Below are 13803 nucleotides of genomic sequence, written 5' to 3'. Positions count from 1 at the left end.
AATGCACTGATACAATAATTTTGATATCAGTATTACTGTTCATTATTTAATATCAAACGTTCTTAGTCCGGAGGCGATTGGTCTCAGGGGTGAAATTATCCTTAGCAATTCATTGCTTAGGATAAGGCCGAGTTTGAAGACAAGTGTTCTTCTTGGCTTCAAATCGTGCCCACCCCGTTCCAGACCAGGTGAGCCGCAGGACGGCAGTTAAACTATTTTTTGGAGTCTAAGTCGTTTAACAGCAGTTATTGAAGTGATTTTGATACTTTCAACCTTTAATTAAATTCTATTTTTCTTTGTTCACAATAATTACGTAAAGATTCATCTAAAATCAAATTATGACGATTTAACTGTTTGATGTTTTGAGCACCTTGCAAGGTTAATAAATCTGCTAATTGTGTTTGCCAAGTATTAATAAGTTGAACAGTTTGATCTTCACCCTCCTGGATGAGTTCGTGTAAAATTCTGCCAGCAACACCAATCATGTCAGCACCTAAGCAAAATCCTTTTAACATGTCTAGTGGATTACGGATACCTCCGCACGCCAAGATATGAAGTTTATCTTGAAGTTCCTGTGATTCTAAAAGTGATTCTACCGTACTAATTCCGTAGTTCTGAAGATAAGAGTAGCTTTTATCATGCCGACGTTCATTCTCGATTTTAGCAAAATTGGTACCCCCATGACCAGCGACGTTAATGGATTGCACACCAATTTCAGCTAGTTGTTTCATGGTTTGTTTAGTCATGCCAAAACCGACTTCTTTGACGATAACGGGAACTGACACAGTATGAACAATTTCTGAAATGTTAGTCAACCAATTAAATGAACGATCTCCTTCAGGCATTATAATTTCTTGAGCTGCATTGAGATGAATTTCTAATAAGTTAGCATCAATCATATCAATGGCTTTTTGCGCATCTGCAGCAGAATGACTTGCCCCAATGTTAGCTAAAATAATGCCAGAAGAATTGATTTTGCGAACAATCGAAAAGGTGGTCTGGAGATCGGGTCGTTTCAAGGCAACGCTTTGTGAACCAACTGCCATTGGCAAATGAGTTGTCTTGGCAATTCGGGCTAAGCTGGCATTGAGTTTGCCTGTATAAGAACTACCACCAGTCATTGCTTCAATATAAAAAGGGTAATCTGTTACGATTCCCCCAAGTTGGCTGTTTAAATTAATTTGGTCTTGGTTTATTTCGGGAAGATTATTCGGAAGTAAGCGTAGATTCTGAAATCCAGCGCTCGCCTGTGGCTGATAAAAATGTTCTGCCAGTGAAACATGTTCATCTTTTCGATGCGATTGAATATCTTTCATAGCGTGTTCTCCTTAAAGTTCAGTGACGTTGTGAACATTAAACTTTAGTTGTCTAATTCCCTTATCTTTCCAAGTTTTGAGTAGGGTATCGATAGAACGGTTTTTATTGATCAAAACGATGCCACAATCACCACCGCCGGCACCAGAACTTTTAGCAGCACCGCCGGCCATCTCAGCATCCTTAATCATTTCTTTTAAAATAGGTGTTTCAATTAAAACCTGGCTGAAATCAGCTAATTTTTTTAGAATTGTGCGATTTACCCGTAGTTGATGTTGAATCACCGTAATTGATTGATCGTGAAAGCCTCGAATCATTTCTTTTAGACAAGCCTTACTTTCTTCTAGAAAAACTTGATATTCACGTTGATCTCTTACTTTTCCCATAGCTACCTTATCAACTAAATGGGAAGTCGAAGCGGGTGAACCAGTCCAACCAATCATTAACTCGAGATCCTCAGGAGGTGTCAATAGTTCAACGTCTAGTCCAGGCCAGGGCATCTCTAAAAGGTCCATTAAAGAGGTTTGTCGGCGCTGAGCAAAGAGCCAATCACGATTGAAGGAATGATAAGCAATCCAACCACCGTAGACACTAGCAGCAATATCACCCAGTGATCCGTTACCTTGAACATCAAAGTGAGCAATCGCGGCTAGTTTGAATAAACTGTCTTTGGTTAGAGGTAAGTGATAAAACTTAGCTAATGCTTTGATGGTGGCAACGGTGACGGCAGCTGAACTACCTAAACCGTATTTTTTACCGTCAGCACTGTCTAAATCACTATTTATATATAAGTTATAAAGTCCTAATTCTTTATGGAGATTACTTGCATACTCTTCAGTTAAATTAATTGCAGAAAGAATGTAATGAAATGGATTATCACGATTATCAAAAACCATTTTAGAGCCTTGTCGGCGCCAAGAAATAGAGTTTTCGTGATATTGTTCAGAAACAATTCGCCCCACATTTTCAGTTTTTTCAATGGAAGCGGAAACAAATTGATTTAACGCCACAATAATGGCAGGATAACCTGACTCAACAACCGCATATTCTCCTGCAATATAGAGTTTTCCAGGTGCTTTCACCGTAATCAATGGATCATGTCCCTTCAAAATTTGAATTAATATTTATAGGTACTTAATACCGGGTCCGGGTTTGCAAACTAATAACTGATTGCGATTGATGATTGTTGCAAGTTTATCCATAATCAATTCGTTGTTAGATGATGCACAAATTATCTTTACATTAGGCCCCGCGTCTACAGTACTATAACATTCTACACCTAGTTTACGGATGTTGCGAACAGCATCAAGAATTGCAAGCGTTTGAGGTTGAAAATAAGTAAAATTGGGAACGGCACCAAACGTTGTCGCGTGCATTCGCATCGCATTGTTTTCCGCAATTGTTCCCAAATTTGCTAAGTTTTTGTTAAGGATTGCTGTTTTCATTGGTTCTACGTCTGCTTGGGCACTTTTAACCCAAGCAGGGAAGAAAGGAGAGGTTTTCACAACAGCTTGCATTCCCATTGTACTGCTGACTTTCTTTTTCTTCGTGTCCACAAGAGCCGTAATTAAATTAATATCCCAATCTACAGCAGACTGAATACTTTGAGCATGTGAACTTTGGCTATCATGACCAGCATGCCACTGAACGAACCCCCCAAAAATTGAGCGGGAAGCTGACCCAGATCCATGCCGAGCTAGAATAGAAAGCTCTTTGTCGGAAAGATCTAGTCCGGCAGCTTTAGAACCTGCGGCAGCCAATGCTGCAAAAGCAGACGCTGAGGAAGCAAGCCCGGCGGTTGTTGGGACATGATTAGTTGAATGAACTGAAGCATTTTCTTGGATACCACTTTGTTCACGAATTAAGTTCAAAACACGTTTAGCACGTTTTAAGCCGGAACCGGTTAGCGGCTGATCATCTACCAAAATTTCATCATCAGTTAACGAAGAAACAAAATCTACGGTTGTATCTGTATAGAAATGATCTAACGTTAAAGAAATACTGTCATTGTAAGGCAAAATAAGTTCTGTGTTTTTTTTCCCCCAATATTTTAATAATGCAATATTAGTGTGTGCCCTAGCTGTGGTCATTTTTTTCTCCTTTATGATATCCAGTGGCAAGTGGTTCAATCCAAGTATGAATGGCACCATGTTGTTCCAAGATTGTTGCGATTTGTTTTGCAGAAGGTTTGCTAGACGTTAAGGTGATTAAGCAACCACCCATTCCGCCACCAGTGAGTTTAGCTCCTAAAGCGCCATTTTTAAGTGCTAGAGTTGCAAATTGATCTAAGATTGGATGACTGACTCCCAATTTAGATAAAATTGTTTGCGAATCATTCATTAAAAAACCTAACTTTTGTGAATCACCATTTGCTAGGCAGCTACGAGCTTGTTTAGCAATTTTTCCTAGCATTTCAATGTCTTCTTCAGCATGGTGATCACCTGCTAGCTTTGATTTAACGTGCTGAACGGCTAAACCCGTTTGTCCCATGATACCAGTGTCCACAATAACTAAGAAGGCGTTTTGTTTAATCGGAATAGCCTGTGGCCGACGACCTTTAACAAACCAGATTGGTGTTTTTGAACTAACCGTAGCCGCATCTAAACCGCTAGGATTGCCGTGAATATATTGTTCTGAAACGTCTGCAAGTCGAAGTAGTTCAGCATGTGATAAGGATTGGTGAAAAAAATGGAAAAATGCACGTACTATTGCGATAGCTGTTGCAGCAGAAGAACCCATACCACGCTCTGCCGGAATTTCACTCGTAACCTGTAAGGTAAATGGTGTTTTTTCTTGATGTAATTCGACTAAAATGGTGTTTATTAATAATTGAATTCCAGTTTGACTGTCCGGCATTTCCGATAAAGCACCTGTAAAATATTTACTAGCAACATGTTGCCCGGTATCAGCACCCTTAATAGAAACAATTGTTTTTATCTTTGAAATAGGTAAACAAATTGCTGGTTGTCCATAAACAACACTATGTTCACCAAAAAAGATGATTTTAGCATGACTTTGTCCAGTCGCAGATTTTCGCAAACTATTCGCTCTCTTTCAAAAAATTACAAATCAGTTTAGAAGTAAATGGTATTTTGTTTTTAGTTTACTCACTTTAGACTAGTGAAACTACAAACAAACATCCATTTTAACATATTTTTAAATTTATCAAGGCGAGTTAACTGATGTCTTGAAAATATAAATAACTGAAAACGAAAAGTGTGAAATTAGGTGTCCTAAGTTTAATTTCTAGTAACAGAAGCTAGTAAGCATTTATGCGCTGGCTCTAATGTAGTATCATTAGAAATATGGAACACACATCTTATGAGTTAACTGGTGAGAAAATGGATTCTAATACAACCTATGCAGTGGTAGATATTGAAACCACTGGAACTAATTTGAATGCGAATGAACGAGTTATTCAAATTAGCTGTGTTTTTGTTAAAAAGCACAAAATTATTAATACTTTCGTAACGGATATTAATCCCGAAATGAGCATTCCAAATGCCATTCAACAACTAACGGGAATTACAAACCAACGTGTTCGTAAGGCACCGTTATTTGATGATATTGCACCAACTTTGTTTGGGCTTCTTTCGAATACCGTTTTTGTTGCTCACAACGTCAATTTTGATTTTCCATTTTTGAATTATGAGTTTGAACGAGTAGGGTATCCAACATTGTCAATAAAAGCTGTTGATACAGTCACATTGAGTCAAATTTTGTTGCCTAGCGTAAATGGTTATCGTTTGCGCGACTTGTCCCGTTACTTTGGTATCAAACATGAGCATCCACACTCAGCAGACAGTGATGCTTTTGCTACAGCTAAGTTATTTATTATGTTGATGAAACGTTTGGCAGAGCTACCACTATTAACGTTGAAACAGTTAACCGCTCTTTCCGGAAGTTTACCACGGCAAACTGCGGAACTGATTCAGGGTGCATTTGAACGAAAACAGAAAAATCCGGGACCCTTACCGGATTACTTAATGATTAAAGAAAATATTGTTTTGCGAGTCCAACGAACCAAAATCAATGACGCGACAACGGAACAGTTGGGTCATTATCCGCAATCTAAAAAAGCAAAATTAGCACTTTTTCAGGGTGATTTAGGGTGGCGAAGTGCACAATCTCGCATCATGAACGCAATTTATGCCAACTATAAAGCTGCTGATTCGAAGGCACTAGTTATTGAGGCACCTACGGGAATTGGTAAGACGATTGCTTATTTACTGCCGTTTGCCTATTTGGCTATTCAAAATCAACTGCCGGTTGTGATTAGTTCAACGACAACTTTATTGCAATCACAGTTAATGGAAAAAGCAATTCCGATTTTAAGTAAAATTTTAAAAGTTTCTATGAATGCAACATTGGTGAAGGGAAGCAATCATTATATTGATTTAGCGAAGTTTTCACAACAGCTGAATGAAAGGGATCCTGCAAACCAAAGTAGGTTGATTAAAATGAAATTGCTTGTTTGGCTAACTTACACAAAGACAGGCGATTTGGATGAACTTCACATTAATAATCATAAAATTCCATTGCTGAATGAAATTCGGCATCAAGGAATTGCGAGTTTAGATAAAAACAATCCTTTTTATGAATTAGATTTTTATCAACGTGTTATTCGTAAAGCACATATTTCTCAAATTGTGGTTACCAATCATGCTTTTCTTTCCCATCATGCAGATTTACTTGGAAATAAACAACATAAACCATATTTGGTTATTGATGAAGCCCAACGATTTGTAAATACAGTTTTGCAAGAAAATCGAATGACTTTTGATATTAATCATTTAATGAGTATGGCACACAGTGAGGTTAGTCACCTTAAAATGAATGAGGGAATCAACCGTTCACAAATCATTCAAAGTGATCCGATGGGCAGCTTCCATGTTTATCAAATGGCTGAGGATCTGGAAACCATTAATCAACTAATTTCCAATCTTCAAGAACAGCTATTTAAACGCTTTTTAAGTCATCAAATGCCTGTAGAAACGAATCATCTTCCGTTTCAACATGTGATAACTTACGCTGAACTGCAAAGCTTCTACGAAACAAACCAAACAACGATTAAAAATCTACAGTCTAACTTTACCTCTGAGATTCTAGCTTTTGAAGCGTTGAATAGAATAATCAATAAACAGCAACAAAATTTGATTGAGTCAGAAGTCCGCACTTGGATAAAATTAAATAACAGTCAATTAGAAGTGGAAACTCAAACACAAATTTTTCTAAAAATTTTCGGATCTTTTTTGAATCATGCAAGCTATGATAGAGATGCCGATTTCTATTGGGTCCAGGTGGGACCACAGCATGATGCAGGTAGTGTGAGTCTATCCCAAGGAGTTATTGAAAGTGCTAATTATATTAAAGAGCGAGTATATCCTTGGTTTCAAAAACCAACCTTAATTGGGGCGACTTTATTTTCCAATAGTCGTTCAAAATACTTTTTAAATCAGGTTGGTTTGATCAGTGATGCCACAACGGTAAAGAAATACAGTAGTCCGTATGATTTTGCTGAAAATGCACTTTTACAAGTGGTCAATGATGGACCGATGATTAATGAGATTGGATCAGAAGAATACGCACAATTTTTAACGACCGCAATTTATCAATTGGCTAAGGTAACCCCAGGAAAGATTTTAGTGTTGTTTAATTCCTTGACAACTATTAAAGATGTTTTCGAACTTGTTCAAAAAACTGATTTAGGGCGAAAACGGCGCATTCTTGCACAAGGTGTGAATGGTACAAAATCCAAATTAACTCGGGAATTTTTATCTAGTTCTACTGGTATTTTATTTGGTGCCGCAAGCTTTTGGGAGGGCATGGATCTTTCGAATGGTCAACTAGATTTATTGATTGTGACACGTCTGCCATTTGATTCACCAGATGAAATCTTTACAAAGGCAGAAACCAAACTTCAAAAGCAAGCACATAAAAATCCATTTATGACTGCACTTTTACCACGAAGCATTCTTAGATTAAAACAAGGAATAGGAAGATTAATTCGTTCTGACAGTGATTATGGTGCGGCGGTTATTCTGGATCGACGTATTCTTGATAAAAGTTATGGAAAGACGATGCTGCACAGTTTACCAAAAGGAATGCCAATACAAAAATTACCTCTAAACCAAACAAATGACGAACTTGATAAATTCTTTAGAAAGCATTATTAACCTGGATTGAATTTGTTTGCTATAATGATGAAGTCTGGATTTTAAAAGAAAGAGAGCTGTAAAATTGAAACGTTCTAGAAAACATAATAGTCATTGGTTTCTAATATTTATTGCGGCGGTTATTATTTTAGTTGGTGGGACATCTATTGTGTATCATGAAGTCCGTAAACCGGTTGATTCCGCTAAAAGTCAATCCATCAAGATTGCAAAAAAGTATGCTCATTTGAAAACAGAAACTAATTTTTCTTGGGCAAATTCAGAACAGACTTTTTACACAGTGACTGGGGTAACAAAACAAAATGTTCCGGTTTATGTCATTATTTCTAATAATGGTAAAAAAGTGCGAATTTTTAAACAGTCTGCAGGCATTGACCGTAACGACGCATTAAAAAAGATTTGGAATAATTATAATCCCAAAAAAGTAACCACAATTTCAATGGGGATGTATAAGACTAAACCAGTTTGGGAGGTCGGATATATGAATGCCTCTGGACAATTATGTCTGAAAACTTTAAACTTTAAAAATGGTACGGTTGTTCGATCAGTGAATAACATTTAAAAATTAACTCGAGGAGGGCATTTAGTTTGGAACAAATAAGTATCGTAGATTCCAAAGATCATGTTGACGAACGTGTGAAAATTGGCGTTTGGTTAACAGATAAACGATCAAGTGGAAAAATTAGTTTTTTACAGTTACGGGATGGAACAGCCTTTTTTCAAGGGGTTGTCGTAAAGAGTGTTGTTGGAGAAGAAATTTTTGAAATTGCCAAAAAACTCCGCCAAGAGACTAGTATGTGGATCACAGGAACTATTCATCAAGATGATCGCTCTCATTTTGGTTATGAGATTGAAGTAGACAACATCGAAGTCATAGGTGAAAGCAACGATTATCCGATTACGCCAAAGGAACATGGTATTGATTTCTTGTTAGATCATCGTCACCTATGGTTGCGGTCTTCACGGCCACATGCAATTATGGAAATTCGTAATGAAGTAATTCGAGCTACCTATGAATTCTTCAATAACGAAGGTTTCATTAAACTTGATGCACCGATTTTAACGGGTAGTGCACCAGAAGGAACTACAGAGCTTTTTAAGACCAAATACTTTGACCGTGAAGCCTATCTGTCTCAAAGTGGACAACTCTACGAAGAAGCCGGCGCAATGGCTTTTGACAAAGTGTTCTCATTTGGACCGACATTTCGAGCAGAAAAATCAAAAACTCGCCGTCATTTGATTGAGTTTTGGATGATTGAGCCTGAAATGGCCTTTATGCATCAGGAACAAAGTCTTGAGGTTCAAGAGAAGTATGTGGCATTTTTAGTACAAAACGTAATTGACAATTGTGCCTATGAATTAAACATCTTAGGCCGTGATATTGATGTTTTGAAAAAATATACGAAGTTACCATATGCGCGTATTACTTATGATAAAGCGATTGAAATGTTACAAGCATCTGGAAAGTTTTCGGATTTACAATGGGGCGTTGATTTTGGCTCACCAGAAGAAACTTTTTTGGCAGATCAATTTGAACAACCGGTATTTGTAATGAACTATCCAAAGGCAATTAAGGCTTTCTACATGAAGCCACATCCAACTAGAGATGATCTTGTTATTTGTGCAGATCTTTTAGCACCAGAAGGCTATGGCGAAATTATTGGCGGATCTGAGCGTGCCACCAATTATGATTATTTGGTCAGCCAGATAAAGAAAGCTGGACAAGACCCTAAGAACTATGATTGGTATTTAGATTTGCGTAAATATGGTTCAGTTCCACATTCTGGCTTTGGTTTAGGATTAGAACGAACGTTAACTTGGATAACTGGTGAGGATCATGTACGTGAAACAATTCCATTTCCAAGATTGCTTCATCGTCTTTATCCATAATGAGGTATTAAGGAGGGGAAAGATTTGAATGAAGTGACAAGAAAATTTTTAAATGCCGGAAACACAGTTGTTTCGAATTATTTATTGAGCCATTTCCATCAACTGGGATTGACTAGTGATGAGTTAGTGATTTATTTAATTATTGAAAAGCAACGTGAACAAGGTGATCTTTTCCCAAGTTCAAAATTGATTTCGCGTGAGACAGGATTAGACGAATCAAAAGTTTATGAATTGTTGCATGAGTTAATTCAAAACAAATTTATGGAAATTAAAACTGTGAAGCATGCTGATGGAAAAAATTATGATCAATACAATTTTGATCTCTTATTTGATAAACTGTTACAGTCAGCCGATAATGAGACCGAAACCAAAAAACAGCAAACGCAAAAAAACGATCGTGAAACGGTGTTTAAACAAATTGAATCAGAATTTGGACGACCGCTTTCACCAATCGAATATGAAACGATCAATCAGTGGTTAACAGATGATCATTATGCTCCGGAAATGATTTCATTAGCCTTGAAAGAGGCAGTTTTGAGTCAAGCATACAGTTTAAGATATATGGATAGAATATTATTAAATTGGGAAAAACGAAATCTAACAACGGTTAATCAAGTTCAAAAAGAGGAAGAACGGCAACGAAATAATTCCTCAAGTGATCATAATTCTAATCAGAGAAATGTGAAAGCGGACCTTAACGGACCAAAGATTCCAATTTATAAAATTTCTGATCAAAATAGGTAGATGAAAAAAAGGTAAAGCTGAAAATAGTTTTGCCTTTTTTTATTACAAAAAAATCGTACGCATTTATTGGTCAGTTGACCAGCAAATACATACGAGTTTTTATATATTTAATTAGTTTTTACTACTTGATGAAGATTCTTTACTGGAAGAGCTGGCACTAGAACTACTTGCACTTGAGCTTGAACTGGAACTAGAACTTGAAGAACTCGAGCTCGAACTGGAACTATTATTTGAACTGCTATTATTACTATTACTATTATTGCTGCTCTTAGAAGAAGTATCACGACTGGTAGTTACAGTAGAGGAACTTGAACTTACCGAACTAGAAGTGCTGCTTGAGTTGTTTTGAGAGTAGTCATCACTGGTACCAGAATTACTGTAGCTAGAGTTAGCTTTGAAGAGCTCCTTTACACCATTAACAGTTTTTTCAGTAACACTTGACGGTTTAACCCAATTATCGTTTGTCACAGACGCTGAAAGATAACTCATCATACTCTTGTAAACTTCTTGTGCAATTAGCGTTTCTTGCTCACTTAAGAATCCGGAAGCTGTGTTTTGCTGATCATATCCTGTCCACACTGACATACTGTAATGACGGGTATAACCTGTAAACCACGAATCCATTGAAGCACTGCTTGGATAATTGCTGGCGATGTCAGCTGGATAGCCCGTTGTTCCTGTCTTACCAGCCTGGTAAAGGCCAGAAATATTAGCAGTTGATCCGGTACCGTTTGAGTCTGTTAAAACGCCCTTTAACATGTCAGTAATCATGTACGCAGTTGCTTTACTCATTGCACGTTTACCTTGACTACTGTAATTGTACGTTTTGCCACTTTGCGTCACGATTTTATGAACATAATAAGGTTTATAGTAAGTTCCGCCATTGGCAAAGGCCGAATAAGCAGCAGCTTCTTGAAGTGGTGAAATATACAAGCCAATTCCGTTTTGAAGATTATAAGTACCTTTTTGAGAAATACCCAGGTTGCTTAGGAAGGTTGTAGCCTTGGAAATTCCAACATCTTGTAAAGTTCTAACGGCCGGAATATTTCGTGACTGAACAAGAGCCTGGCGCATTGTCATTTTACCTTTATAAGCTTTATCAAAATCATAGAGTTTGGCACTTGATCCAGGATAAGTGAACGGTTCATCTTTGACAGTTCGACTAGTTGGCCAGTTTAAATATTGAATGGCGGGTCCATAATCCATCAATGGTTTAGCGGTGGATCCACTACTTCGATCAGTTTGAACGGCGCGGTTTAAACCAAAAGTGACATTGCCAGTTTGACGGCCACCAAGCATAGCAACTACTTTTCCATTGTTTGGATTTGTAATGGAAACGCCAAGCTGAAACTTGGAATCGGGATATTGCACATATGTGCTAGAATTACCAATTTTATAAAGTCGTTTTTGAGCTGCTAAATCTAAATTAGTGTAAATTTTCATTCCATCCGTGTAAGGATTGAAACCTTTTGATTCAACACTGCTGATAACTTGTTTTAAATATGAGTCAACGATTTTACTGTTAACAGTAGTCAGCCCATTTGAACTATGTTTTTTAACTAAACCTGTTGTTACACTTGTTTTTTCAGCAGCAGCAGCCTGTGCTTTAGTGATAACTTTGTTATTGACCATTGCCTGTAAAACAGTGTTACGTCGTGATAAAGCGTATTTAGGATATTTAGTAGGGTCATAGGAAGTTGGTGCCTGTGGCATACCGGCTAACAAAGCAATTTGACCAATATTTAATTTGGAAAGTGATTTTCCATAATAATATTTGGCAGCTGTTCCCATGCCGTAAACGCCATTACCCATATAGACCTTATTAATATAAAACTCAAGAATCTTATCTTTGGAGTATTTTTTGTCTACCTGTAAAGCAAGCCAAGCTTCTTGGGCCTTTACACGCAAGGTTCGATCTTTAGCTGAGGTTGAAAAAACAGAAAGTTTTACAAGTTGTTGTGTTAGCGTACTTGCTCCTTGAAGCCCCAGCGAGGATCCTGTAATGTTTGCAAACGTTGCTCCCACAATACGAACAGGATCAACACCGTTATTTTTATAGAAACGTTTATCTTCAATTGAGACAACTGCACTTTTGAGTGACTTAGGAATTTCATTTGCTTTAACGTAATCACGATCTTGTGCACCTAAGCGACTAATGACTTTACCGCTTTTATCGTAAACTACAGTTGCTTCATCGCTTGATAATTGCTTTTCTGAAATGCTTGGTGCATCTTTAGCATAGTACATAAATAATCCAGCACCACCAACAAAAGCTAAAATAAATAATGCCAGTATCCAGAGCAATATGCGCCTAAAAATTGATCGACGTCGATGTGGTGGTTGTGTGAGTTGTGAATGTTGGGTCCGATGTGGCTGATTATTACTTTGCATTATGTTCTCCTTCATGTTGCTTAATTAAGAGATTATCCACGGCATTTAGATAAGGAATAAGTGGATTTAGGTGATACTTAATTAAGTAACCATTTTCTTTTATATAACTAAGCGGTATGGACTTTCTACCACCTTTTTTTTGACGATCCCAAAAATAAAAAAGATTTGTAGCAGGGAGTAAAAAAATTTGATCAAGTTCTACGAATTTAATAATTGTAAAACAAATTCCTTTGGCGGCCAGACAGGCTTTCATATGGCGAATCTGATGATCGTGAAAATTATCAAGAGGGAAAGCTGTTTTTCGTTTAGTTTCCTTCGCATCAAAATCTAAATAGTAACCTTTATAAACGCCATTGTAATCAGTAGTTGAGGCCTGACGAAAATAGGCTTCCTTTATAACTGCCGCGCTACGTTTGGGATAATCTACTTTGACGATTTGAATTGGAGTTGGTTTTTTATGAACAACTGCTATTCCGTGAGAAAGATAATATTGGTTACTTTCGTTTAATTCGTCTTCTAGGGACATACCACGTTTTCCAAATTGAATTGGAGTGTGGGGTCGGATCTGTTTAGACGAAGCGTCAGCCACTTTATATTTCTTTCCTGATGGGTAATGAAAGTTCACTTGTGTATCACTTCCTATTTTCTATATTATACTATAGATGTAAAGTTAAAAACGATCTGAAACATATTTTTAAAATTTGGAGGAATCCATAATGAGTCGCGTTTGGATTACGGGATATAGAAGTTACGAATTAGAAATATTTAATGATAAAGACCCTAAGTTATTAATTATTAAAAATGTTATTAAACAAGCACTTAAAAATCGCCTTGAATCAGGAACCGATTGGCTAATTACGGGAGCTCAATTAGGAGTTGAACAATGGGCCACTGAAGCTGGCGTGCAATTAAAAAAGGAATATCCTGATTTTAAAATTGCGGTTATGTTACCCTTTACTGAATTTGGGCAACAGTGGAATGAAAATAATCAAGCGAAACTTTCCCAAATCTTAACAAAAGCAGACTTTACAGATAGTGTGAGTCATAATCCGTATCAAGCACCACAACAGTTAAAAACCTATCAACACTTTATGCTGGCGCATACTGATCAGGCAATTTTGCTATATGACCCAGAGCATCCCGGAAAAACAAAATATGATTACGAAGTTATTCAAAAATGGCGTGAAAATCATCCGTATCCGTTGGAGTTAATAGATTTTGAGGATCTGCAAGAAGCTGCAGAAGAATACACAGAAAATCAGAACAATAGTTTTAATTTGGATTAAAGTCT

11 protein-coding genes are annotated in these 13803 nt (G+C 37.1%); 5 read left to right on the top strand and 6 right to left on the bottom strand.

Annotation, left to right across the window (positions count from 1 at the left end):
• Positions 1-275: 275 nt before the first annotated feature.
• The 4 genes from fni to mvk are packed head-to-tail and all read right to left on the bottom strand — an operon-like array spanning position 276 to position 4353.
• Positions 276-1316: a type 2 isopentenyl-diphosphate Delta-isomerase gene (fni, locus tag IV87_RS03900; protein ID WP_057805669.1), complete on the bottom strand. Its 1041-nt coding sequence runs from the start codon at positions 1314-1316 to the stop codon at positions 276-278.
• 12 nt (positions 1317-1328) lie between these two features.
• Positions 1329-2405 (bottom strand): phosphomevalonate kinase, encoded by a 1077-nt coding sequence (locus IV87_RS03895; RefSeq protein WP_057805668.1) that lies wholly within the window; start codon positions 2403-2405, stop codon positions 1329-1331.
• A 33-nt stretch (positions 2406-2438) separates the two neighbouring features.
• Positions 2439-3404, bottom strand: a complete 966-nt coding sequence (gene mvaD / locus IV87_RS03890; RefSeq protein ID WP_057805667.1) for a diphosphomevalonate decarboxylase — start codon at positions 3402-3404, stop codon at positions 2439-2441.
• Positions 3391-4353 carry a mevalonate kinase gene (gene mvk, locus IV87_RS03885; protein ID WP_057805666.1) on the bottom strand — a complete coding sequence of 321 codons (963 nt, stop codon included), beginning with the start codon at positions 4351-4353 and terminating at the stop codon, positions 3391-3393. The genes mvaD and mvk overlap by 14 nt, the downstream gene beginning before the upstream one ends.
• A gap of 266 nt (positions 4354-4619) precedes the next feature.
• Between mvk and IV87_RS03880 the strand changes: the two genes are divergently transcribed.
• The 4 genes from IV87_RS03880 (at position 4620) to IV87_RS03865 (ending at position 10121) form a co-directional block, all read left to right on the top strand.
• A complete protein-coding gene (locus tag IV87_RS03880) occupies positions 4620-7490 on the top strand; it encodes a helicase C-terminal domain-containing protein (protein WP_082623510.1) in 2871 nt (956 codons plus the stop codon).
• 64 nt (positions 7491-7554) lie between these two features.
• Complete coding sequence (locus tag IV87_RS03875; protein ID WP_057805664.1) at positions 7555-8049, top strand: cell wall elongation regulator TseB-like domain-containing protein; 495 nt, start codon at positions 7555-7557, stop codon at positions 8047-8049.
• Between the two features lie 26 nt (positions 8050-8075).
• Complete coding sequence (asnS, locus tag IV87_RS03870; RefSeq protein ID WP_057805662.1) at positions 8076-9377, top strand: asparagine--tRNA ligase; 1302 nt, start codon at positions 8076-8078, stop codon at positions 9375-9377.
• 33 nt (positions 9378-9410) lie between these two features.
• Positions 9411-10121 carry a DnaD domain protein gene (locus IV87_RS03865; protein ID WP_236698964.1) on the top strand — a complete coding sequence of 237 codons (711 nt, stop codon included), beginning with the start codon at positions 9411-9413 and terminating at the stop codon, positions 10119-10121.
• 111 nt (positions 10122-10232) lie between these two features.
• Here IV87_RS03865 and IV87_RS03860 read toward each other — a convergent pair whose 3' ends face one another.
• Complete coding sequence (locus IV87_RS03860) at positions 10233-12512, bottom strand: PBP1A family penicillin-binding protein (RefSeq protein ID WP_057805660.1); 2280 nt, start codon at positions 12510-12512, stop codon at positions 10233-10235.
• The gene (gene recU / locus IV87_RS03855; protein ID WP_057805659.1) at positions 12502-13137 is read right to left on the bottom strand and encodes a Holliday junction resolvase RecU; all 636 of its coding nucleotides are present in this window, start codon (positions 13135-13137) and stop codon (positions 12502-12504) included. Before recU ends, IV87_RS03860 begins: the two co-directional genes overlap by 11 nt.
• A 91-nt stretch (positions 13138-13228) precedes the next feature.
• Between recU and IV87_RS03850 the strand changes: the two genes are divergently transcribed.
• Positions 13229-13798: an SLOG family protein gene (locus IV87_RS03850; protein ID WP_057805658.1), complete on the top strand. Its 570-nt coding sequence runs from the start codon at positions 13229-13231 to the stop codon at positions 13796-13798.
• Positions 13799-13803 lie beyond the last annotated feature (5 nt).

The sequence above is a fragment of the Pediococcus ethanolidurans genome (assembly GCF_001437405.1).
Lineage (GTDB): Bacteria > Bacillota > Bacilli > Lactobacillales > Lactobacillaceae > Pediococcus > Pediococcus ethanolidurans.
This window is presented reverse-complemented; position numbering and strand designations above follow the sequence as displayed.